General features: G+C 54.4%; 22 protein-coding genes. 13 read left to right on the forward strand and 9 right to left on the reverse strand.

The features are described 5' to 3' along the window. Positions 1–47: 47 nt before the first annotated feature. The 4 genes from adh to DS901_RS02085 all read right to left on the reverse strand — a co-directional run bounded on the left by adh (position 48) and on the right by DS901_RS02085 (position 4,635). Positions 48–1,568 carry an aldehyde dehydrogenase gene (gene adh, locus DS901_RS02070; RefSeq protein ID WP_113775254.1) on the reverse strand — a complete coding sequence of 507 codons (1,521 nt, stop codon included), beginning with the start codon at positions 1,566–1,568 and terminating at the stop codon, positions 48–50. Positions 1,569–1,695: 127 nt separating this feature from the next. Next, positions 1,696–2,829, reverse strand: a complete 1,134-nt coding sequence (locus tag DS901_RS02075) for an MFS transporter (RefSeq protein WP_258546625.1) — start codon at positions 2,827–2,829, stop codon at positions 1,696–1,698. 21 nt (positions 2,830–2,850) lie between these two features. Next, positions 2,851–3,606 carry a DeoR/GlpR family DNA-binding transcription regulator gene (locus DS901_RS02080; RefSeq protein ID WP_181820722.1) on the reverse strand — a complete coding sequence of 252 codons (756 nt, stop codon included), beginning with the start codon at positions 3,604–3,606 and terminating at the stop codon, positions 2,851–2,853. Positions 3,607–3,672: 66 nt separating this feature from the next. Then, positions 3,673–4,635 (reverse strand): helix-turn-helix domain-containing protein, encoded by a 963-nt coding sequence (locus DS901_RS02085; protein WP_181820724.1) that lies wholly within the window; start codon positions 4,633–4,635, stop codon positions 3,673–3,675. 156 nt (positions 4,636–4,791) lie between these two features. Here DS901_RS02085 and DS901_RS02090 point away from each other — a divergent pair, with 156 nt between their 5' ends. The 13 genes from DS901_RS02090 (at position 4,792) to DS901_RS02145 (ending at position 16,454) form a co-directional block, all read left to right on the forward strand. Beyond that, the gene (locus tag DS901_RS02090) at positions 4,792–5,460 is read left to right on the forward strand and encodes a Crp/Fnr family transcriptional regulator (RefSeq protein ID WP_113775256.1); all 669 of its coding nucleotides are present in this window, start codon (positions 4,792–4,794) and stop codon (positions 5,458–5,460) included. A 90-nt stretch (positions 5,461–5,550) separates the two neighbouring features. After that, positions 5,551–5,763, forward strand: coding sequence for a YgaP family membrane protein (locus DS901_RS02095; RefSeq protein WP_113775257.1), 213 nt, complete (start codon positions 5,551–5,553; stop codon positions 5,761–5,763). Between the two features lie 23 nt (positions 5,764–5,786). After that, positions 5,787–6,668 (forward strand): MBL fold metallo-hydrolase, encoded by an 882-nt coding sequence (locus DS901_RS02100; protein ID WP_113775258.1) that lies wholly within the window; start codon positions 5,787–5,789, stop codon positions 6,666–6,668. A 15-nt stretch (positions 6,669–6,683) separates the two neighbouring features. Beyond that, complete coding sequence (locus tag DS901_RS02105; RefSeq protein ID WP_113775259.1) at positions 6,684–8,357, forward strand: bifunctional protein tyrosine phosphatase family protein/NAD(P)/FAD-dependent oxidoreductase; 1,674 nt, start codon at positions 6,684–6,686, stop codon at positions 8,355–8,357. Between the two features lie 26 nt (positions 8,358–8,383). Next, the gene (locus DS901_RS02110; RefSeq protein ID WP_113775260.1) at positions 8,384–10,087 is read left to right on the forward strand and encodes a SulP family inorganic anion transporter; all 1,704 of its coding nucleotides are present in this window, start codon (positions 8,384–8,386) and stop codon (positions 10,085–10,087) included. Between the two features lie 221 nt (positions 10,088–10,308). Continuing rightward, positions 10,309–10,482 carry a hypothetical protein gene (locus DS901_RS18635; RefSeq protein ID WP_181820726.1) on the forward strand — a complete coding sequence of 58 codons (174 nt, stop codon included), beginning with the start codon at positions 10,309–10,311 and terminating at the stop codon, positions 10,480–10,482. 135 nt (positions 10,483–10,617) lie between these two features. Further along, complete coding sequence (gene yidC, locus DS901_RS02115) at positions 10,618–12,432, forward strand: membrane protein insertase YidC (RefSeq protein WP_113775261.1); 1,815 nt, start codon at positions 10,618–10,620, stop codon at positions 12,430–12,432. Next, entirely contained in the window at positions 12,433–13,188 is a 756-nt protein-coding gene (locus tag DS901_RS02120) for an MOSC domain-containing protein (protein ID WP_113775262.1), read from the forward strand. 1 nt (position 13,189) lies between these two features. Further along, positions 13,190–13,837: a ribosome biogenesis GTP-binding protein YihA/YsxC gene (gene yihA, locus DS901_RS02125; protein WP_113775263.1), complete on the forward strand. Its 648-nt coding sequence runs from the start codon at positions 13,190–13,192 to the stop codon at positions 13,835–13,837. A 17-nt stretch (positions 13,838–13,854) separates the two neighbouring features. Continuing rightward, on the forward strand, positions 13,855–14,715 hold the full coding sequence (gene argB / locus DS901_RS02130; protein ID WP_181820728.1) for an acetylglutamate kinase: 861 nt from the start codon (positions 13,855–13,857) through the stop codon (positions 14,713–14,715). A 61-nt stretch (positions 14,716–14,776) separates the two neighbouring features. Next, positions 14,777–15,283 carry a hypothetical protein gene (locus DS901_RS02135; protein ID WP_113775265.1) on the forward strand — a complete coding sequence of 169 codons (507 nt, stop codon included), beginning with the start codon at positions 14,777–14,779 and terminating at the stop codon, positions 15,281–15,283. Positions 15,284–15,333: 50 nt separating this feature from the next. After that, positions 15,334–15,933: a ferredoxin gene (locus DS901_RS02140; RefSeq protein WP_258546626.1), complete on the forward strand. Its 600-nt coding sequence runs from the start codon at positions 15,334–15,336 to the stop codon at positions 15,931–15,933. Next, entirely contained in the window at positions 15,930–16,454 is a 525-nt protein-coding gene (locus tag DS901_RS02145; protein ID WP_113775267.1) for a SixA phosphatase family protein, read from the forward strand. The genes DS901_RS02140 and DS901_RS02145 overlap by 4 nt, the downstream gene beginning before the upstream one ends. 508 nt (positions 16,455–16,962) lie before the next feature. On the opposite strand, the gene DS901_RS02150 is transcribed toward DS901_RS02145, so the two are convergent. The 5 genes from DS901_RS02150 to DS901_RS02170 all read right to left on the reverse strand — a co-directional run bounded on the left by DS901_RS02150 (position 16,963) and on the right by DS901_RS02170 (position 22,454). Beyond that, positions 16,963–17,754: an amino acid ABC transporter ATP-binding protein gene (locus DS901_RS02150; RefSeq protein ID WP_113775268.1), complete on the reverse strand. Its 792-nt coding sequence runs from the start codon at positions 17,752–17,754 to the stop codon at positions 16,963–16,965. A 12-nt stretch (positions 17,755–17,766) separates the two neighbouring features. Next, positions 17,767–19,074 carry an amino acid ABC transporter permease gene (locus DS901_RS02155; protein ID WP_113775269.1) on the reverse strand — a complete coding sequence of 436 codons (1,308 nt, stop codon included), beginning with the start codon at positions 19,072–19,074 and terminating at the stop codon, positions 17,767–17,769. Between the two features lies 1 nt (position 19,075). After that, positions 19,076–20,353 (reverse strand): amino acid ABC transporter permease, encoded by a 1,278-nt coding sequence (locus DS901_RS02160; RefSeq protein WP_113775270.1) that lies wholly within the window; start codon positions 20,351–20,353, stop codon positions 19,076–19,078. Between the two features lie 152 nt (positions 20,354–20,505). Then, entirely contained in the window at positions 20,506–21,525 is a 1,020-nt protein-coding gene (locus tag DS901_RS02165) for an amino acid ABC transporter substrate-binding protein (RefSeq protein WP_113775271.1), read from the reverse strand. Between the two features lie 218 nt (positions 21,526–21,743). Next, positions 21,744–22,454: an ATP12 family chaperone protein gene (locus DS901_RS02170; RefSeq protein ID WP_113775272.1), complete on the reverse strand. Its 711-nt coding sequence runs from the start codon at positions 22,452–22,454 to the stop codon at positions 21,744–21,746. Position 22,455 lies beyond the last annotated feature (1 nt).

The raw sequence follows: 22,455 nt of genomic DNA on the forward strand, positions 1-22,455 counted from the left end.
CCGCTTAAAACAGGCAGCCGCGAAAACGCGGCTGCCCTTTCATCGCTTTAGAAGAAACCCAATTTATTTGGGTTATAGCTGACCAGCATGTTTTTGGTCTGCTGGTAGTGGTCCAACATCATTTTGTGGTTCTCACGTCCAACGCCGGATTGCTTATATCCGCCAAAGGCCGCGTGCGCCGGATAGGCGTGGTAGTTATTGACCCAGACGCGCCCGGCTTCGATCCCACGTCCAAAGCGGTAGCAGGTGTTCATATCGCGCGACCACACACCGGCACCTAGCCCGTACATCGTGTCATTGGCGATTTCCATCGCTTCGGCTTCGTCCTTGAAGGTCGTGACCGATACAACGGGGCCAAAGATTTCCTCTTGGAAGACCCGCATCTTGTTGTGGCCCTTGAGGATCGTCGGTTCGATATAATAGCCGTGATCAAGATCGCCGCCCATAACAGCGGCTTTGCCACCAGCAAGCACCTCTGCACCTTCTTCCGCGCCGATCTGGAGATAGGATAAGATCTTTTCTTGCTGTTCACGGCATGACTGCGCACCAACCATTGTATCGGGCAAACGCGGATCACCTTGTTTGATCGCTTTTACCCGCGCAATCGCGCGCGTGATAAATTCTTCATAGATGTCTTCTTGAATCAGCGCGCGGCTTGGGCTTGTACAGACTTCGCCTTGGTTGAATGCAAACAGCACAAAACCTTCGACAGCTTTGTCTAAGAACGCATCATCCTTGGCCATCACATCCGAGAAAAAGATGTTAGGTGACTTACCGCCAAGTTCAAGCGTGACCGGGATCAGGTTTTCAGTCGCGGCCTCCATGATTTTGCGCCCTGTTTCCGTCGATCCGGTGAACGCAATTTTAGCGATCCGTGACGATGACGCGAGCGCCGCGCCAACTTCGCCGCCGAAGCCGTTTACGATGTTAAGCACGCCAGCAGGCAATAGATCTGCGATCAGTTCCGCAACAACCATAATCGCGGCGGGCGTTTGTTCTGCGGGTTTGATCACAACGCAGTTGCCCGCAGCCAATGCCGGTGCCAGTTTCCACGCGGCCATAAGAACAGAGAAATTCCATGGGATAATCTGCCCGACGACACCCAATGGCTCGTGGAAATGATAGGCGACAGTATCGGCGTCGATTTCCGACATAGTGCCCTCTTGCCCCCGCAGTGCACCGGCAAAATAGCGGAAGTGATCTACCGCAAGCGGGATGTCAGCCGCCATGCTTTCGCGAATTGGCTTACCGTTGTCCCACGTTTCAGCCGTAGCAACGCGTTCTAGGTTCGCTTCGATTGTATCCGCAATCTTTAACAATAGATTTGAACGCTCAGTCGCCGAGGTCGCGCCCCAAGCGGCTTTCGCGGCGTGGGCTGCATCCAAGGCTAGCTCTACATCCGCCGCATCTGACCTGGCGATTTCACACACGACAGCGCCAGTGATCGGCGTTGTGTTGTCAAAATAGCGACCATTTACCGGCGCCACGAATTTCCCACCGATAAAGTTATCATAACGGCTTTTAAACGGAGAGCTAAACTGCTGCTCTGTTTGTGTCATCTCATTCATAATTTTCTCCTCCAAGCCCGAGTCCTCCACCCAGGTTCGAAGACGCTAACGGTCAACAGATCATGACGTATATGGCCCGTACCAAATATCCACCGCGACCTGTCTCAAAACTGAGACAATGGCAGGACTAGATGCGCACGACCCGCGCAGCGGTCAGCGGAACCAGCGCCATCAGCAGCGCCAAAAGCCCAATCGCGATCTGCAGATTTGAGGCATCCGCCACGAATCCAACCAATGCAGGCCCAAGCAAAATTCCCGCATAGCCCGTTGTCGTGACTGACGCAATTGCAAGGCCCGGTGGCATGACTTTCTGCCGCCCCGCAGCGCTAAACACGATGGGCACGATGTTTGCGGCCCCCAGCCCAATGAACACAAACCCAGCTAGCGACAGGATCGACAAGGGCGCGGCCGCCACCAGTAGGATGCCAAAAATTGTCAGAATTCCACCAATGAATAGCACCCGAAACGCGCCCAGCGCCGTCACAATCCGGTCGCCGGTCAGCCGCGCGATCACCATCGCAATAGAAAATAGGATATAGCCGATACCCGCAGATGCCTCTGAAGCCACATCGCGATCAATGATCAGCAACGCCCCCCAATCCAAAACCGCCCCCTCCACCAGGAACGTCACCGCCGCCAACGCAGCAAGCAAAAGAACGATACCATGCGGGATGGAATAGGGTTCTGGCGCATCACCGCTGACGGCCAACAACCGAGGACTCGCAAACAAGATCGCCGCGAGCGCAATCGCCCCGCCAACCAGCCCCGAAACCACGACAGAGACACCAGCCGATAAAAGCCCGGTCGTCAGCATCGCCCCAAAGAACCCGCCAACACTGAACTGCGCATGGAATCCGGACATGAGCGAGCGGCCTTCTTTGCCTTCGATCTCGGCGCCATGCAGGTTCATCGCGACATCAATTGTTCCAAGCGCAGCCCCAAACAAAAACAACGCAGCCCCAAGGGAAACCGGTGATCCCGCCAGCACAAGGACAGGCAAAAACACAACCAATCCAAAGCCCCCCAAAAGCACCATGGGCCGCGCCCCACGGCGCGCCGCGATCACCCCGGTGATTGGCATCGCAATGATAGACCCCAGCCCAAGACACAGCAAAATCATGCCAAACTGGCCTTCATCAGCGCCGACATTTGCTTTGATAAAGGGAAAGAGCGGCGCACAGCAGGCCATGGTGAACCCGGCAACAAAGAATGCAACCCGCGTTGCAAGGCGCGCAGGTGCTGTAACGGAATAATCAGTCAATGAATGTCCTAACTTAGACGGTTATGCGTGTATGAATGTTGTGCCCGCGTCTGAAAACGGTGCGGTCATTGTGTGATCACCGTCGGTGATCACCGCGCCGATCTGATCGAGGGGCAACGTATGATGTCGCGCGCGGCGGCCAATTTTTTGCGCCCCGGTGACAACGATCGTGCGTGCGGAGGCAGCGTGCATCGCTTGTTTCATTTGCGATTCCGCGTGGTCATCGCTGCTCAGCCCGAATGAAGTATCAACACCGCAAGCCCCCAAGATGGCGACATCCGCAGCGACCGCGCCAGTCTGAAGTTGCCCGATATCCCCGACGGCGATACCGCCGCGGGCGCTTAGCGTTCCGCCAATCAAGAACACCGCAATCGCGTGTTCCTGGCAAGCAATCGCAACCCAAGGCGATGGCGTGATAACCAAACGGTTTGTGACACCAGCAAGTAGCGGGACCAACGACAATGTCGTTGCACCACCATCCATCAATAGGGTTGGCGCATCGCCAATCTCGCGAATTGCGGCGCGGATAATTGCAGGGTTGACTGCATCGGCGGCATTTATGCGTGCATGTAACGGATCAGCTGGGCGCGCAATCGGCATTGCGCCACCGCGCACGCGCTGGGCCAAACCGTTTGCTTCAAGCGCAAGTATATCCCGCCGGATCGTATCCAGCGACACATCGAATTCTTTCGCGACATCGGTCGCGACAATCTGACACCCTGCATCCAATCGCTGCGCGAGGAGACGTTGTCGGGTATCGGGGATATTCAGGTCCATGCAAATTCCTGCATAATGTTGCAGAATCATGCATAGTGCGATTTTAGGGCCCGGTCAATGTCGGGGTTAGTCGCCAATCCCCAGCCGCTTCATCCGGCGGTACAATGTTGCACGCCCCACACCCAGCGCGCGCGCGGCTTGCGACACATTTCCATCTGCGCGGGCAAGTGCCCGCACGACGGCGGCGCGTTCGGCCTTTATGAAACCCGTCGGTCCCTCATCCCGGCCAAAAATATCGGACGCCGGGCGCGGGCGCAGCGCGCCGATCAGTTCAAACCCAAAGACTTTGCGCGCATTGCGCGTCGCCCCGACAACGATATCATCTGCATCCACAGCCAGAAGCGTCGCAATATCGGCATCACCGCCGTCAGCCACGATGATTCGGGCCTTTGGGAATGACGCGCGAAAGAAGTCAGATTCGATGGATTTTGCCGTTTGTCCGACCATCGCGCCAATCAATTGATTATAGCTTTCGGTCTGATCAGCCCGCGCGGAAGACACATCTAACGCGGCTAACAACCGCCCATCTGTACCAAAAATCGGCGCGTCCATGCAGCTCATCCCTATGTTGCGAGCAAAGAAATGCTCGTTGCGGTGAATCGTGATTTGCCGTTGCTCTGTCAGGCATGTGCCGATGCCATTGGTACCCTCGGCGGCCTCGCTCCAATCGGCGCCGACACATAGCCCCCAATCGGAAAACGTGTCGCCGTCTGCATCTGTACAGCGTTGATCTAAAACAATTCCGGTTTCGTCTGTCAGCAAAACGCCGCAGCCCGAATTGCCCACCAACCCATACAAATGGTCCAGCTTCGGGGCGGCCACCATCATAAACCGATCGTGCTTGCCGCGCCGGTCGTGCAGGTCTGTTGTATCGATACGGGTCACGCTGACATCATCTGCCGGATCAAGCCCATGGTGTTCCACCGACCGCCGCCAAGATGCCGCCAAAGCAGATCGCGCCGCTGCAGATCCTGAGTGCACCGCACCCATAATCCTATCGATGTGTAACTTTTTCTCTGAAATGACCATTCCCCCCTCCCGTGGCTAGTGGCCGTCCTCCGCCCAAACAATAGCGCGCATGTACGCAGATGTCTCGGTTTGTGTTTAGCGGGCTCACTATACAGTTTCTCTGTTCGGAACTAATACTAGGCCCAGAGGTTGCGATCAGGGTGGGACAGACAAGCAATGACGAACGAGAATTGGACGGCGCGATTTCCCGGCCTTGCACGGCTTTCCCCTGAAACCCAACAGATGTTGCAGGAAAAAAGCGTCGTTATCGATGTGCCCGCAAACACAACCATCTTTGGGCCCGGCAATTCGCCTGAAAACATGTTATTCTTGCTTGATGGCAGCGTGCGAGTACAACAAGTATCTGAAACCGGTCATGAAATTGTGCTTTACCGCATTCATGCGGGTCAAAGCTGTGTGCTGACCACAGCTTGTCTTTTGGCGTTTGAAGACTATTCCGCCGAAGGCATTTGCGAGACGGATATTTCTGCAGCTGCCGTGCCACGTGCGGTGTTTGACGATCTTGTTGCGCAGTCAAAAGAATTCCGCAATTTTGTCTTTGCTGCCTTTTCAAAACGGATCACTGATCTGTTCTTGATGATCGACGAGGTTGCATTCCAAAAGATGGATGTGCGGCTTGCCGATAAGCTGATCGCCCTTTCTGACGGCCAAGACACAATCGCGACGACGCACCAAAAACTATCAGTTGAACTGGGCACCGCCCGGGAAGTTATCTCGCGTCAACTGCAAGAATTTCAACGCCGGGGCTGGGTCGCGCAAAGCCGCGGCTGCATCCACTTGATCCAGCGCAATGCATTAGAAAACTTGGCGGGTTACAGTCGGTGACATAGATTTCGTTCACATGGTGACATTGTCACCGTCATCGCACAGGCATCCCCTGTAGGTGATCCGTGAACAAAACACGGAGCCAAGAAAATGACTGCAAACGTTGGAACAATCGACCGCCTATTGCGCATCATCATTGGTGCGATTCTGCTTGGACTGCCATTCATGAGCGGTCTCGCTATTTTTGAAAGCACAACAGTGACCGCAATCGCTGTGATCGCGGGCATAGTTATGTTGGCAACATCCGCGATGCGTTTTTGCCCACTTTACCGCATTTTCGGCTTACGCACCTGCCGGACCTAACACACGATTTTGGAGGAACCCAAATGACCTATCCTGTTGATATGAACGTCATCCCTGATGTGTCTGCGCATTTTGATGAAGCGACAAACACGATCAGCTATATCGTCAAAGACCCATCCAGCGACCACTGCGCTATCGTCGATAGCGTCATGGACATCGACTATGCTGCCGGTCGGATCACCTATGATCACGCGGATGCGCTGATCAAAGAAGTCCAAGACCGCGGCTTGACCCTTGATTGGATTATCGAGACTCACGTCCACGCGGACCACCTGTCGGCGGCCCCTTACATTCAGGAAAAACTGGGTGGTAAGATCGGCGTCGGCGACAAGATTTTGGTCGTGCAGGACACATTCGGGAAGGTCTTTAACGAAGGCACCGAATTCCAACGCGACGGATCGCAATTTGATGCGCTGTTTAAAGATGGCGACACCTATATGATTGGGAACATGCAAGTCGTTGCAATTTATACCCCCGGTCACACGCCTGCCTGTATGGTGCACGTTGCGGGGAACGCCACATTTACGGGTGATACATTGTTTATGCCGGACGGTGGGTCCGCCCGCGCAGATTTCCCAGGTGGGGATGCGGGTACGCTTTACGACAGCATTCAAAAAGTGCTCGCGCTGCCAGACGATATGCGTTTGTTCATGTGCCACGACTATGGCCCCAACGGGCGCGATATCGCGTGGGAAACTACGGTTGGCGAAGAAAAGGCCCACAACATCCATGTTGGTGCAGGCAAGTCACGCGAAGACTTCATCAAGTTCCGCACAGAACGCGATGCCGTGCTTGATATGCCCAAGCTGATTATCCCGTCTTTGCAGGTCAACATGCGCGCTGGCGACGTTCCGACCGACTCGGATGGAAACCCAATGCTTAAAGTCCCTGTAAACAAACTTTAATCGAGGAGCGCGACAATGGAATTAAACACCCTTACCGCTGGCGTTTCGGCCAGCCCACAAATCATGCCCGCTGATCTGCAAGTGATCAAAGATGCCGGTTTCCGGTCGGTCATTTGCAATAGACCAGACGGTGAGGGCAGCGATCAGCCCACTTTCCAAGAAATTGCGAAGGCGGCCGAAGCTCTTGGGATAGAGGCGGTTTATCAACCCATTGTCGCAGGCAAAGTCAGCGACGAAGACGCTGAATCATTCGGCAAATCTCTGAACGACCTGCCAGGTCCTGTGCTGGCCTATTGCCGCACGGGAACACGCTCCGCTACGCTTTGGTCATTGTCGCAAGCCAACAAACGCAGCGTCGCCGATATTCTCGCCGCGACCAAGACCGCAGGCTACGACATGGGCGGCGTTGTGCGCCGGATCGCCAATGGTGGCAAAACGCCAACTGACACGGGCGATGCCAGCTATGAGGTTGTGATCATCGGTGCAGGCGCGGGCGGCATTGCCGTTGCGGCCAGCCTCAAGGCGCGCAAACCTGATCTGGAAATCGCGATCATCGATCCTGCTGACGTCCATTATTACCAGCCCGGCTGGACCATGGTCGGCGGCGGCATCTTTGAACCACAAGAAACAGCCCGCACCATGGGGTCGCTGATCCCGCGTGGCGTGCATTGGATCCAAGCCGCAGTCGCCGCATTTGAGCCTGACAATAACGCGATCATCCTTGATGGGTGCCGTGTGGTGAAATATGGCCGCTTGGTCGTCACACCGGGGATTAAGCTTGATTGGAACAAGATCGACGGCTTGGTCGACACATTGGGCCAAAACGGTGTTACCTCAAACTATCGGTATGACCTTGCCCCTTACACTTGGAAACTTGTGTCCGGGATGATGTCTGGGCGCGCCATCTTTACGCAGCCCCCAATGCCGATCAAATGTGCAGGCGCGCCGCAAAAGGCGATGTATCTGTCGGGCGACGCATGGTTCCGGCGCGGCGTTCTCAAAGACGTCGATATCCAGTTCAATAATGCAGGCGGTGTGCTGTTTGGTGTCAAAGACTACGTACCTGCGCTGATGGACTATGTCGAAAAATACGATGCCAGCCTGAACTTTTTCCATAACCTTGTCGCGGTTGATGGCCCCGCCAAGAAAGCATGGTTTGATGTGGCCAAACCGGACACGCCCGTTGAACAGGTTGAGATGGAATTTGACATGATGCACGTTTGCCCACCACAAACGGCGCCTGACTTTGTGCGGGTATCCCCGCTCGCAGACGCCGCGGGTTGGGTCGATGTCGATCAGTTCTCATTGCGCCACAAAACCTATGACAACATCTGGTCGCTTGGCGATGTGATGAACGCGCCAAATGCGAAAACGGCGGCGGCGGCGCGGATGCAAGCCCCAGTGGTTGCGGATAATATGGTTGCGGATATGCGTGGCGGCGCCCCTGTTGCGCAATATAACGGCTATGGATCATGCCCGTTGACGGTTGAACGCGGTAAAATTGTGCTGGCAGAATTTGGATATGGCGGCGCGCTTCTGCCGAGCTTTCCTAAGTTCCTTGTGGATGGCACAAAAGCCACGCGCGCGGCGTGGTTCCTGAAAGAAAAGATGCTTCCCCCGATCTACTGGAAAGGGATGCTCAAAGGCCGCGAATGGCTTGCCAAACCTGAAAAAATTACTGCCAAATAAAACATCTGATCAAACCGAGTCATATCATGTCCCTTGCCCGTTACCTGCCCATACTTACGTGGGGCAAAGACTATACCCGCGAAACGCTATCTAACGATCTGATCGCGGCAGTGATTGTGACGATCATGTTGATCCCGCAATCGCTCGCTTATGCGTTGCTTGCGGGATTACCCCCTGAGGCCGGGCTTTACGCGTCTATCGCGCCAATTATCCTGTATACGGTATTTGGCACAAGCCGCGTTTTAGCCGTGGGTCCAGTGGCCGTCGTATCGTTGATGACGGCAGCCGCCCTTAGCAACATCGTAGAACAAGGCACGATGGGCTACGCGGTCGCAGCCCTTTCGTTGGCCGCGCTGTCTGGGGTCATGCTATTGGCGATGGGGCTGTTTCGGATGGGATTTGTCGCCAACTTCCTGTCACACCCGGTTATTTCCGGTTTCATTACTGCGTCAGGTATCATTATTGCGGCAAGTCAGCTTAAGCATATTCTTGGCATTGAAGCGCATGGTCATAACCTTTTGGACCTCTCGCTATCACTTTTCGAACATTTACCTGAAACCAATTGGATCACGGCTGTCATTGGGGGTTTCGCGACCGCGTTTTTATTTTGGGTCCGCAAAGGGTTAAAGCCGTTGCTTGAAAAGCTCGGCGTTGGCCCCGCAATGACAAGCGTCGCAGTAAAAGCTGGCCCTGTAGCCGTCGTCGTGGCCACAACGCTTGCCGTTTGGATGTTCGCGCTTGGCGACCAAGGCGTCAAAATCGTTGGTGATGTCCCGCAAAGCCTGCCACCGCTGACATTGCCCTCTTTCTCGCCCTCGCTCTTGGGGCAACTGCTGTTGCCTGCTTTCTTGATCTCACTAATCGGATTTGTGGAATCGATTTCAGTTGCGCAAACTTTGGCGGCCAAGAAACGGCAACGGATTGACCCCGACCAAGAATTGATCGGTCTGGGCGCGGCCAACGTCGGCGCGGCGTTCACAGGTGGTTTCCCGGTTACGGGCGGGTTTTCGCGGTCGGTCGTCAATTTTGATGCAGGTGCAGAAACCCCTGCCGCCGGAGCATTTACAGCTATCGGGCTTGCTATCGCAGCATTGGCATTGACCCCGTTGATCTTCTTTTTGCCAAAGGCGACGCTCGCTGCGACCATCATTGTCGCCGTGCTTAGCCTTGTTGACTTCAGCATTCTAAAGCGGGCGTGGGAATATTCTCTTGCTGATTTTTCAGCCGTACTCGCAACCATCGCGCTCACGCTTGCAATGGGTGTCGAAGTCGGCGTTTCTGCCGGGGTTGTCCTGTCGGTCTTGTTGCACCTTTACAAAACATCGCGCCCCCATATCGCCGAGGTTGGGCTGATCGAGGGTACAGAGCATTTTCGCAACATCAACCGCCACGAGGTGCAAACCGATCCACGCGTTGTATCGCTGCGCGTCGATGAAAGCCTCTACTTTGCGAATGCGCGTTTCCTTGAAGACTTCATCCAAAACCGCGTCGCGGGCGACAAGAACGTGCGCCACGTGATTTTGCAATGTTCCGCAATAAACGACATCGATCTCAGCGCGCTCGAATCGCTTGAAATGATCAATACGCGACTCGAAGAAATGGACGTTCGCTTGCATTTGTCAGAGGTCAAAGGCCCTGTCATGGACAGATTGCGCGACCAACACTTCCTAAAAACGCTGACCGGCAACGTTTACTTGTCGCAATTTGACGCACTTAACTGCATCAATTGATTGTGCGCTGCGCAAGTTTCCGCGCGCCCTAGTTGCCTCACACGCACTCGCAGTTGCATTCCCATGCAATGCTGCGACATAACGCTTGCCAAGAGCGACTGGATGCCTACAATCTCCTAAGTTTTGTCATTAAAATTGAACCCATACTCCTTATTGCCGCCTCATTTTCACCGCGTTAAATCGTTAAAGATAAGGCGTCGTTAGTCAGAAAGTATGTCGTTATGAACCAATCAACCCAACGTGTCGCCCCCCATGAAGCTGCAGCAAAGTCGTTTTATGGCCAAAGCGAAGAAGCCTTTAATAAGCAAGTTGAACAGCTTGCCATCAATGATCCGCGCTTGATCGCAGTATTCCAAAACACACGCGCACATTACCAAAACCTCACTCAAAACTAGAAACGCTTGCGTTTCCCCGATCTATATTGATCACAAGTGTCGCAATCGCCCCATATTTCTTGAAAACCTCTTGACCTTTGCGACCCTGACGGGTTGAACGGCCTTCAGATTTCATGGGAAAATGGGCGGTTTCGAATGAACGACCAGAACAAAAACCTCATCTTGGCGACGGTGCTTAGCTTTTTGGTGATCATGGCGTGGACCGTTTTGTTCCCGCCAGAAGAGCCGCCAATTGACCTGACCAACGAGGTCGCAGTTGGCATAAGCGATCCAACCGTTCCCGGCACCCAAGATGCGGCTGTCGCCCCGACCGCACCCGTCGACGCAGAACTTGACGCACCAGCGCCCCGCGTTGCGATCAAGACCGATGATCTTGAAGGCTCCTTTTCGTTGCGTGGTGCCCGGATTGATACGCTGTCATTGACCCAATATCGCGAAGAAAACATCGAAGATTCTCCAATCGTCCAACTGCTGCGTCCAGAAGGCGAAGCGGGAGCCTATTACGCCGCATTCGGCTGGGCTGCATCGGATGGGGTCTCAGCGGAAAACGTACCGACCCCTGACACCGTCTGGACGCTCGAAAGCGGGGACACGCTGACGACCGACACACCTGTGACCCTGATGTGGAACAATGGCGTTGGTCAAATCTTCCGCACCGAAATTTCGGTCGACGACGAATTTATGTTTTCGTTCAATCAAAGCGTGACAAACAATGGCGACAGCGCAATTTCGACGCGCCCCTATGGGATCATTCGTCGTCATGGCATTCCTGAAGATATGAAAAATTTCTTCATCCTGCACGAAGGCCTGATCAGCATGACTGACGGCGAGCTTGCAGAAACAGATTATGATGACATTCAAGAATATGATATCCACCCAAGCGAACGTGTGCCTGCACAACGGTTAGAGGCTGAAGAATCTGGCTGGATTGGCTTTACCGACCACTATTGGATGACAACGCTGATCCCGGAACAGGCAGCGCCATTTCGGTCAACGTCAAAATATTTCGAAAGCCGTGATCTATTCCAAGCAGAGGCTGTGATGCCCGTTGCGACCATCGCAGCCGGTGAAACCTTTGCAAACACCACCCGGTTCTTTGCCGGCGCAAAGGAATGGGAAACCATCAAGCACTATGAAGAGGAAGAAGGTGTTGGTGGCTTCTTGGATAGTATCGACTGGGGCATGTTCTTTTTTCTGACCAAGCCGATTTTTTGGTTACTGCACCTGCTCCATGGGCTGATTGGCAACATGGGCTGGGCGATTATCGCGCTGACCATCACGCTTAAGGCGCTGGTCCTACCGCTTGCCTATAAATCCTATGTCTCAATGGCGCGGATGAAAGAGCTTCAGCCAGAAATGGAAAAGCTCAAAGAGCAAACTGGCGATGACAAGCAAGCCATGCAGCAAGGCATGATGAAGCTGTACAAAGACAACAAAGTCAGCCCGGCATCCGGTTGCTTGCCGATGATCTTGCAGATCCCGATCTTCTTCTCGCTCTACAAGGTGATTTTTGTCACAATCGAATTGCGCCATGCCCCTTGGGTCGGCTGGATCACCGACCTGAGTTCGCCAGACCCATCGTCGATCTTTAACCTATTCGGTTTGCTGCCATTCGCAGCCCCTGACTTGGGCCCACTGCAGTTGTTGTCGCTTGGTATCTTGCCGATCTTCCTTGGTGTGTCCATGTGGCTGCAACAGAAACTGAACCCGGCCCCGGCAGATCCTACGCAACAGATGATCTTTGCTTGGATGCCTTGGGTCTTTATGTTCATGCTCGGTAACTTCGCCAGTGGTCTGGTCTTATACTGGATCGCAAACAACATGATTACCTTTACGCAGCAATATTTGATTATGCGCAGCCACGGCGCCAAGCCGGATGTGTTTGGAAACATCAAGGCCAGCCTTATACGCAAAAAGAAGGCCGACGCAGACACGTCCGAGGGCGAGTAAATGATCAATGTCGCCGCGTTGTGGCGGCACCCGATCAAAAGCCATGGGCGCGAAGCCTTAACCGACGTCATGCTTGAAACAGACGGCACGATGCCTTGGGATCGGCATTGGGCGGTCACCCACGCGCAAAGCAAATTCGCACATGATAATCCTGCGTGGGTAATGTGCCGCAATTTCATGACAGCCACGCGCACCCCCAGCCTTGCCGGCATATCGGCCACGTTGGACGTCGGTCAGGCGCGGCTACGGCTGCAGCACGCTGATCTGGACGATTTCGATTTTTGTCCTGACGACGCAGATGATGTGGCCCGCTTTTTGGCATGGGTTTCACCCTTATGCCCTGCCGACAAACCACAACCAACTGGGGTGGTCGCAGCGCCCAATCGCGGCATGACGGATACGGATTATCCGTCCGTTTCCATTATGTCGCTGGCCAGTCATGCCGCTGTTGCCGCACAGCTTGGGCATCCGCTCGGGGTGGAACGCTGGCGCGGGAATATTTGGATTGATGGCGCGGACGCTTGGGACGAACTGAATTGGATCGGGAAAACCATCCAGATTGGCGACGCAACCCTGCAAGTCAAAGAACCGATTGTACGTTGCATGTTGCCTGCTGCAAACCCAACAACAGGCGCCCGTGACGTAGACATATTAGGTGCGTTACGTAACGGCTGGGAACACCAGAATTTTGGCATCTATGCCACCGTCACCAACGGCGGTAAGGTGCAAGTCAACGATAAGGTCGAGGTAGTCTAAGATGGAAATGCGCTTTCCCGAGGTTGAAGCCCCGGAGCCCGATGAACTGGAAGCCGGGCGGTTGCTTTTTGCGGGCGAAACCGACTTTGTCAAAGGTGTGGTTGCGATGGACGGGCTGCCACCAGCAGATCGAGTTGAAATCTGCTTTGCAGGCCGGTCAAATGTCGGAAAATCATCCCTGATCAATGCGCTCACCGGGCGTAAAGGGTTGGCACGCGCCTCCAACACACCTGGCCGCACACAAGAAATCAACTATTTCACCGCAGGCGATATCTATGTGGTCGATTTGCCCGGCTACGGATTTGCCAATGCCCCTGTTGCCGTTGTTGAAAAATGGCAGCGCCTTTTGAAAAACTACCTGTCGGGACGCCAAACCCTGCGCCGCGTGTTTGTGCTAATTGATGCCCGCCACGGGGCCAAGGCTGTGGACGAAGAAATCATGTCGCTACTCGACCGCTCAGCGGTGACATTTCAAGTGGTCATGACCAAGGTCGACAAATTGCGCGGCGATGCGCTCGAGGCATCATTGGATAAAACGCGCGCGGCAATGGCCAAACACCCTGCCGCCTTCCCCGAGCTGATCCTGACCTCGTCTGAAAAGGGTGAAGGCATCCCAACGTTACGCGCCATCATCGCTGGCATATCATGAAATCAAGGACCCAAGACATGAACCGTGATTGGATCGCTACCGCCCGTACCTTGTCCGAAGCCCTTCCCTATTTGCAGCGCTATTCTGGTGCGATCGTTGTGGTCAAATTTGGTGGCAACGCGATGGGTGATGCCGAAGCAATGGCACAATTCGCGCGCGACATCGTGCTGATGAAACAGGTCGGCATGAACCCTGTCGTTGTGCATGGCGGAGGCCCGATGATCAACGAAATGCTCGACAAGCTCGGCATTCAATCCGAATTTATTCGCGGCAAGCGCGTCACTGACCAAGCCACTGTCGAAGTGGTCGAAATGGTCCTGACCGGGCTGGTAAACAAACGTATTGTACAAGCTATTATGGATGAAGGCGGGCGGGCGGTTGGCCTTTCGGGCAAAGACGACGACTTGATGGTCGCCGAAGCCGATGATCCAGAATTGGGCTTTGTCGGACGTCCAGTTGAGATGAACACGCAGGTTTTACGCGACCTGTTTGATGCAGGCATTATTCCGGTCGTCGCCCCCGTGGCCACAGGCCGGGGGGAAAACAAGACCTTTAACGTGAACGGTGACACGGCAGCAGGCGCGATTGCTGGCGCGCTTGAGGCAGATCGTCTGCTTCTTCTTACTGATGTCCCCGGCGTAAAAGACGCAAGCGGCGAAGTTGTCACACAACTTTCACCCGACCAAACCCGCGCAATGATTGCCGACGGCACTATTGCTGGCGGGATGATCCCCAAAGTCGAAACCGCGCTGGTTGCGCTTGAAAAAGGCGTACGTGCGGTCGTGATCCTTGACGGGCGCTTGCCTAATGCGAGCTTACTAGAGCTATTCACCGAACATGGCGCCGGATCGATCATTCGTGAGCCAAGGTCATGTTAACATGACCTGACAGCTGATCATTCTTCTGCTATGCTTTCGGTATATTTAAAGGAGAATTTCTATGAAGCTTATCACTGCACTTATTTTCGCAGCATCTACATCGCCTGCATTTGCGATTGACCCCTGCCTTGTCGGCGTCTGGCAAGCGGACAATGATGATTTGGCCCATGTAATGGGGTCGCAAATGCCTGCGGGCGGGTCTATCGGATATGTAAGCGGCACCGTGACGCTTGAAATTACCGGGGACGGCACCATGACGCTGCTCTCCAACAATTTCAGGGTCAACAGCATGATGCCAGATATCCCGCCAACCACCGTCACAATCAACGGCTGGAGCGAAGGCGCAATGAACGCCGACGACGGGAGCACCTATGTCGCGAATGCGCCCGACTATGATCTGATAGGCACTGCCGATGTGATGGGGGCAATCATTGAGATTTCAGCGGCAGAGCTGTCAGGCGGTGTCTGGGGGCAATCCACCGGCACCTACGGCTGTACCGGCGATTCTGTGTCTTTTGAAGCGGAACGGCTTGGGTCGATCCCACGCCTTTGGAGACGCGCCGGATAATCCGTCTGGTGCGTCGGGGATACGCGATCTAGGCTGCTATGATGATGGACATGCTCACTGCAACTTTGGCCCCCTATGCGCTGGCCCCATTGGGAACACTGACCGACGACGGACAATCAATTGTCCTTGTCGGACCGGATGAGCCCGCATTCTGGCCAGTGTTCACGCAAAGCCCTGAATACAAAGACGGCGCGCCCGACCCGATGGACCGTTGGTCGCGCCGGGTGTTCACCCATATCGCCGCCACTTTAGATGCCGAACCATTGTTCCCGTTTGGCGGACCACCCTATGCGCCCTTCTATAGTTGGGCGATCAACACCGGGCGTTTCTGGACCTCACCCATCAGTTTTTTGGTCCACGACAAAGCCGGGCTTTTCGCCAGCTTTCGCGGTGCGTTACGTGTCCCCGGCGCGTTTCCGCAAGCGAAATCTACCAAGCCCTGCGATACCTGCGCACAGCCCTGCGTCACCGCCTGCCCTGTTGATGCCTTCGCAAGTGGCTACGACGTCACCGCTTGCAAGACGCACGTATCATCCGACAAAGGGCGCGATTGCCGCACAGGCGGTTGCCTTGCGCGACGCGCCTGCCCTATTGGGCAAGCGAACCGCCTGCCCGCACAATCCGCATTCCATATGGAGTCGTTTCTTTGACCTTACGCCTGATCCTGATCCGCCATGCGAAATCTAACTGGGATGATCCGTTTTCAGATGATCATGCCCGGGTCCTGAACCCGCGCGGACGCGCGTCGGCCACTTCGATCGGCGACTGGATGGCCGACAACGGGTATCAACCCGATGAAATCCTCTGCTCCGACGCCAGTCGGACCCAAGAAACGGCCGAGCTGATTGTCGCCGCCCTACCGACACCCCCTAAGCTACGGCTGATGCATGCGCTCTACCACGCGGCCCCTGACACGCTGTTGGACACGATCCACCGTGAGACCGTCAACACAGTCGCGCTGATCGGACATAATCCAGGGATCGGCATGTTGGCGAATATGTTGGTGGCCCATGCGCCGGACCACGCGCGGTTCATAGGCTACCCGACCTGCGCCACCACAGTGATCGACTTTGACGTGCCCAACTGGACCGCAATACAGCGCCACAGCGGCACCTGCACCGACTTCATCGTGCCACGCGATCTGATTGGGACGACGGGTGGTGGAGAATAACCCCAAGGCAATCCGACATGCAACTTAGCTCTCAAATTACCGTCCAATTTGCGTTAGAATCAGAATCTGCGCGAAAACTGTTTCTCGAAACCGATAACTTCCATGATTCAGATTTGAACTATGTGCGATCTACAGCCAGCAGTGACCTGAGCATCGGAATTAGAATATTACGCTGGTCATTCTTGCATAACAGTCACGAAGCCGGTCAGCTATCGACACTTCATTTCAAGCTATCAAATCCAGTATACCATCAACGATGGGGCAACGATGAACATATCTGCAAGTGCATCATCTATGACTTCTTGATGCAGGGAGATTCATTCAATCTCTTAACTGGTGATGGTGGCATGGCCGGGACATTTTCATCCGCCGAATCATATCTCAGGTTCGTTACGACGCCGGAAGTATTAGAGCACTTAAGGTTGGTCTAATACAATTAGAATGCGGTGACCTCGAGGCTTGTTAAGCCCACATAAAAAGCCCCGAGGTTTCCCTCGGGGCCTTGCTTTTAGTGGCCGATGATCTGGCTGAGGAACAGTTGCGTCCGCTCCGATTGCGGGTTGTTAAAGAACTCGGTCGGCTCGTTTTGTTCAACGATCTGACCTTGGTCCATAAAGATAACCCGGTTCGCGACCGCTTGGGCAAAGCCCATTTCGTGGGTCACGCAAAGCATGGTCATGCCTTCTTCGGCAAGTTCGATCATGGTGTCCAACACCTCTTTGATCATTTCGGGATCAAGCGCAGAGGTCGGTTCATCGAACAGCATGATGCGTGGCTTCATGCACAGCGAGCGGGCAATCGCGACGCGCTGCTGCTGACCACCCGACAACATGCCGGGGTATTTATGTGCCTGATCAGGGATCTTCACCTTTTCAAGAAAATGCATCGCAATTTCTTCGGCTTCTTTCTTGGGCGTGTTACGGACCCAAATCGGCGCCAGCGTGCAGTTTTCCAAAATCGTCAGATGCGGGAACAGGTTGAAGTGCTGAAAGCACATGCCAACCTCTGACCGGATCTTGTCGATGTTTTTCAGGTCAGATGACAGTTCTGTCCCATCCACGATGATGTCGCCAGCTTGGTGTTCTTCAAGCCGGTTGATGCAGCGGATCAGGGTCGATTTTCCGGACCCTGACGGGCCACAGATGACAATCCGTTCACCGCGTTGCACGGTCAGATCAATATCGCGCAGCACATGGAATGTGCCATACCATTTGTTCATGTTACGGATTTCAATCGCGACCTCATCCGAGACCTGCATGTGGCTACGATCAACGGTGCGTTCTTGTGTGAGTTCAACCATTGTCAGGTCTCCTTAGCGGTGTTCACGCTGGAGCTTTTTCTCCAGGTAAAGTGAGTAACGGCCCATGCTGAAGCAAGAGATGAAGAACATGATGCCAATAAAGAGGAAGAGTTCCCAGTAGATGCCGTTCCATTCGGTGGTCGCGCGGATCGCGCTGGCAATGCCAAGCGGATCGAACAAGCCAATGAAAACAACCAGCGTGGTATCTTTGAACAGCCCGATAAAGGTGTTCACGATACCCGGGATCGAGATTTTGAGCGCCTGCGGCAAGACGATCAGCTGCATGGACTGCCAATAGTTCAAACCAAGGCTATCTGCGCCCTCATATTGTCCCTTTGGCAAGGCGGCTAAGCCACCCCGGATCACTTCGGCGATATAGGCCGCAGCGAACAGGGTCACCATGATGATCACGCGCAGCGTCAAGTCAAAGCTGCTGCCCGGTGGCAAGAAGTAGTTCAGCAGCAATTGGGCTGTGAACAGCCACACGATCAATGGGATGCCACGAATGACTTCGATAAAGACAACCGCGCAGGTCTTGATGATGAACAGGTCAGACCGTCGCGCGAGCGCCAGCAAAATTCCCAATGGCAATGAGATCACGATCGCCGACAACCCAATCACGATGGACAGCATGAAGCCACCAAAGGATCGCGATGGAACAAATTCGATACCCAATGGGATGATGCTCGCCAGTCCCCCTGCAAGCGGTCCGCAGATATATAGCCAATAGATCAGCGGCAACAAAATCGCCCCAATCATTCCGGCAAGCGAACTGACATTTGCGTCGAGGAGCTTATGCGCAACGACACCCACGCCAAAACCAAGCGCAATGGCAATTGGGAACCAAATGGATCCACCCCAAAGCAACCAAAAGCAAAGGAAGGGCGCGGCCATTGTCACAATATACAGCTTTCGCGGCAGCGAGGGGAACATTACCGGCGCAATCCCCACCAAGAACACAACTAACGCCAAGACGGGCCGCCAGTATAGTTCGGACGGGTAGTACCCAAACACCAACTGGTGCCAACGCGCAGTAATCACACCGAAACACGCGGCCGAATGATGACCATCGCCAGTCGCGGCTATGATTTCGCGACATTCGCTCAGCGAATCTGCGTCCCAAATACCGTTCACCAACCACGGCCCAACGTGGCTGATGACCACATAAACCACATAGAGCGACAGGATGGTCAGGATTGCGTTCATCGGGGATGAGAACAGGTTCTCACGCATCCAGCGCACAGGCCCCACTTCGGATGTGGGCGGGGCTTGTTGGTCCAACATTTGCGTGCGGACGTAAGTAACAGGAGTATCTGACATCTTAGCGCTCCGCGAGTTGAGTTGAACGGTTGTAATAGTTCATGCCGCCCGAAATCAGCAACGATAGGGCAAGGTAGAAGGCGCCCATCAAAAGCATCCCTTCAAGCTCGCGGCCCGTTTGGTTGATGGTAATGCCGCCAAGCGTGGCACGCACATCCATGTAACCCACAGCTATCGCGAGAGAAGAGTTTTTGGTCAGGTTCAAGAACTGCGAAATCAGCGGCGGGATGATAACCCGCATGGCTTGCGGCAAGATCACCAGCTTCATCGTGCGGCTTGGCTGGATACCAAGGGCTGCCGCAGCTTCGGATTGCCCTTTGGACACAGCCAAAATACCAGCCCGAACGATTTCCGCGATAAACGCACCGGTATAAAGCGACAAAGCCACCCAAAGCGCGATCAAGGAATTGCGCAGATGCGTGCCTTCGGTGAAGTTAAACCCCTTCAGGTAGGGTGACACAATCGTTGCGCCCAGCGCGATTAAAACGACCCCAACTGGGATCACCAAAATTGCCAGTTGTTGATACCAAATCGTCGGCCGGTCGCCGGTCGATTGCTGAACTTTGTCAGCGCGATTGCGAACATAGCGCATAGCAATCAGGCTTAGTGCCAGCGTACCTAATATCAGCAACCAATCTGCACCACCTGCTGCGACAGGTGTCGCGCCGTCGATTGGGGCAACCGCGTCTTCACCGCTGATGGAATTTGCAAACCCAAGACGCGGAATCCAAATGCCGCGGTTTGTAACTGCGACGTTATCGCTAAAATACATGCTTTGCGTCGCATCTTCACCGCGAAATTCGCGGGGTTGCGGCATGCTTTCAGACATCACCGCACCAATCAACAAAATCCAGATCAGCAGCGGTACGTTACGGAACCCTTCGACGTAGACCGCCATAAGCTTGCTCACGACCCAGTTTTTAGACAGGCGTAGCACGCCCACAAAAACACCAATGATCAACGCGGATACACAGCCCATAAAGGCAACCAGAAGCGTATTCAAAATCCCAACCAACGCGGCACGACCGTGCGACATCTGGTTGTCATATTCAATGAGCCGTTGGTTAATGTCATATCCAGCGGCACTATTCAGGAACCCGAAATCGAAATCCTTACCCAATGCGTTGAGATTATTGACGGTGTTATTACCCAGCCACCAAAATGCGCCGACAATGAGCACAAGGGCGATGACTTGGATGGTGATAGATCGATACCGAGTATCGTAAATAAGCTGGCTTAGCCGAAACCCCGGCTTAGGCGGGTCGGTCAACGTCGACATGAATGTATCTCCCGGTGCGGCCTGGTGTAGGTCACGTGCGCGTCGGTTAATCCAACTGTCATCACGTGCAGGGTACGCATTTTTTATTTATCGTGGTCGCCATTGGGAAAAGGGCCCGGGAGTAAACCCGAGCCCTTCGCCGTTTTCAGATCCTAGCGGAACGGTGGAGAGTAGATCAGACCATTGTCTGTCCACTGCGCATTCAGGCCACGGGCCAGCGCGATTGCAGTGTTCTCACCAATGTTGTCTTCGAACAGCTCACCGTAGTTGCCGCCCGCCATGATGGCATTCTTCGCCCAGTCTGCTTCCAGACCCAGCATCGCGCCCAGTTCACCTTCGGTGCCCAGCAGACGGTTAACTTCTGGGTTGTTACCCGGAGTCGCAGCCAGTTCTTCGATGTTTTCAGATGTCACGCCCAGCTCTTCAGCTGTGATCAGTGCGTTCAACGTCCAACGTGCGATATCAGCCCATTCGTTGTCGCCGTGGCGAACAAGCGGGCCAAGAGGCTCTTTGGAGATGATCTCTGGCAGCAGCACGTGATCGTTTGGATTTTCAAACGTTGCACGTGTCGCAGCAAGACCAGATGCGTCAGTTGTGTAAACATCACAAGCACCGGCAAGGTACTGCTGTTGGCCTTCAGCGTTTGTTTCAATCGGCACTGGTTCGTATGTGATGCCGTTGACGCGGAAGTAGTCAGCAAGGTTCAGCTCTGTTGTTGTACCAGTTTGGATACAAACAGTCGCGCCGTCCAGCTCTGTCGCAGAAGTTACGCCCAGTGCTTTTGGCACGAGGAAACCTTGGCCGTCATAGTAGTTCACGCCAACAAATTCGAACTTCAGGTCGACGTCACGGCTCATGGTCCATGTTGTGTTACGTGCGAGAAGATCGATTTCGCCAGACGCAAGCGCTGTGAAGCGTGTTTGGCCAGTTGTTGGGACGAACTCAACGGCTGTTGGGTCGCCAAAGATCGCAGCTGCAACGGCACGGCATACGCCAACGTCAAAGCCTTCCCATTCGCCTTCGGCGTTTGGTGCGGCAAAGCCGACAAGACCAGTTGTAACGCCGCAGTTCAGCGAGCCACGTGCCTTGACGTCGTCAAGTGTCGCCGCAGAAGCCATACCAGCAGCCAAGCCGGCGGCAGTCAGCGCGCCAAAAAATACGGTTTTTTTCATTTTTACCTCTTCCTGAGTTTCTGCCCCAACATTGGGGGCAGTCTTTTATCCCGTCCCGATGGACAGTGTATGATGAATAAGCAAGCTCGCGCCCGCTCAATCCGGCTAGACTGTGCGGAATCAGCCTATGAGGTCAAGAGGACCAAATGGAAAACTCTGTGCATTTGCTGCGAAAACAGGCAGTTTTCTTAAAAATCGGAAATTCACAGGACGATTCCCTATGCTTGTGAAAGCCGATAAAAACGTACAGCGTCCAAAAATGCGGCACGTTTGGTCACTTCAAGGGCAGCGGCTTCGTCGTCCTCTCCCCATTGTTCAATTTGCCAGTGCTCATCTACACGCGAAACGGTCCATGCGTGGTCCGGATCAACCGCGTCACGCGTTACAGCCAACCCAAGAATCAGTGACCCTGAAATGCTAATCAGGTCATGGGCTGCAGCCAGAGCGAATGCATCAAAGGCAAAAACCTCAGCGCGCAACCGTGCGAGCGCGTCTGGGTGTTGATCAACATGCATCACACCTTCACCCACGGTCAGCCGCGCATCCAATGTCTTTGCCGCCCAATCTAATAGTGGATCCCAAGCTGCGGCTTGGCGCGCGATTAGTGTATCTGGTCCCGCCGCCCGGTAGCATAGCAAATCACTATCTCCATATTCTGCAAGCATCGCAGCCACTTCGGCGTGTTGCGTCCGCACCTTATCAATGGCCGCATTTGCGCCACGGGTGATCGGCATCGTCATCGGGTCCAGATGGTCACCCTGAGCGTCCCATTCCGCCGCGATTGCTGCGGCCATGGGCAATGTGGGTACGACTAATGTCGCCTTCGCGGGCGTCTTTACACTGCGCCTGTCAAGTTCCACCGTGAACCCTCCATCGCAAGCCGTTGCTACCGCCGTTTTCCAAAACCGCTTCGGTTTCCAATCGCTCATT

The organism is Loktanella sp. D2R18, from assembly GCF_003318235.1.
Classification (GTDB): domain Bacteria; phylum Pseudomonadota; class Alphaproteobacteria; order Rhodobacterales; family Rhodobacteraceae; genus Yoonia.

Coding starts and splice junctions, on each gene's coding strand:
- DS901_RS02135 (WP_113775265.1), top strand. CDS start 14,777: ATGAAGCTTATCACTGCACTTATTTTCGCAGCATCTACATCGCCTGCA.
- DS901_RS02085 (WP_181820724.1), bottom strand. CDS start 4,635: ATGGTCATTTCAGAGAAAAAGTTACACATCGATAGGATTATGGGTGCG.
- DS901_RS02080 (WP_181820722.1), bottom strand. CDS start 3,606: ATGGACCTGAATATCCCCGATACCCGACAACGTCTCCTCGCGCAGCGA.
- DS901_RS02090 (WP_113775256.1), top strand. CDS start 4,792: ATGACGAACGAGAATTGGACGGCGCGATTTCCCGGCCTTGCACGGCTT.
- DS901_RS02120 (WP_113775262.1), top strand. CDS start 12,433: ATGATCAATGTCGCCGCGTTGTGGCGGCACCCGATCAAAAGCCATGGG.
- DS901_RS02150 (WP_113775268.1), bottom strand. CDS start 17,754: ATGGTTGAACTCACACAAGAACGCACCGTTGATCGTAGCCACATGCAG.
- DS901_RS02140 (WP_258546626.1), top strand. CDS start 15,334: ATGCTCACTGCAACTTTGGCCCCCTATGCGCTGGCCCCATTGGGAACA.
- DS901_RS02100 (WP_113775258.1), top strand. CDS start 5,787: ATGACCTATCCTGTTGATATGAACGTCATCCCTGATGTGTCTGCGCAT.
- DS901_RS02165 (WP_113775271.1), bottom strand. CDS start 21,525: ATGAAAAAAACCGTATTTTTTGGCGCGCTGACTGCCGCCGGCTTGGCT.
- argB (WP_181820728.1), top strand. CDS start 13,855: ATGAACCGTGATTGGATCGCTACCGCCCGTACCTTGTCCGAAGCCCTT.
- DS901_RS02095 (WP_113775257.1), top strand. CDS start 5,551: ATGACTGCAAACGTTGGAACAATCGACCGCCTATTGCGCATCATCATT.
- DS901_RS18635 (WP_181820726.1), top strand. CDS start 10,309: ATGAACCAATCAACCCAACGTGTCGCCCCCCATGAAGCTGCAGCAAAG.
- DS901_RS02170 (WP_113775272.1), bottom strand. CDS start 22,454: ATGAGCGATTGGAAACCGAAGCGGTTTTGGAAAACGGCGGTAGCAACG.
- DS901_RS02155 (WP_113775269.1), bottom strand. CDS start 19,074: ATGTCAGATACTCCTGTTACTTACGTCCGCACGCAAATGTTGGACCAA.
- DS901_RS02105 (WP_113775259.1), top strand. CDS start 6,684: ATGGAATTAAACACCCTTACCGCTGGCGTTTCGGCCAGCCCACAAATC.
- DS901_RS02110 (WP_113775260.1), top strand. CDS start 8,384: ATGTCCCTTGCCCGTTACCTGCCCATACTTACGTGGGGCAAAGACTAT.
- yidC (WP_113775261.1), top strand. CDS start 10,618: ATGAACGACCAGAACAAAAACCTCATCTTGGCGACGGTGCTTAGCTTT.
- yihA (WP_113775263.1), top strand. CDS start 13,190: ATGGAAATGCGCTTTCCCGAGGTTGAAGCCCCGGAGCCCGATGAACTG.
- DS901_RS02160 (WP_113775270.1), bottom strand. CDS start 20,353: ATGTCGACGTTGACCGACCCGCCTAAGCCGGGGTTTCGGCTAAGCCAG.
- adh (WP_113775254.1), bottom strand. CDS start 1,568: ATGAATGAGATGACACAAACAGAGCAGCAGTTTAGCTCTCCGTTTAAA.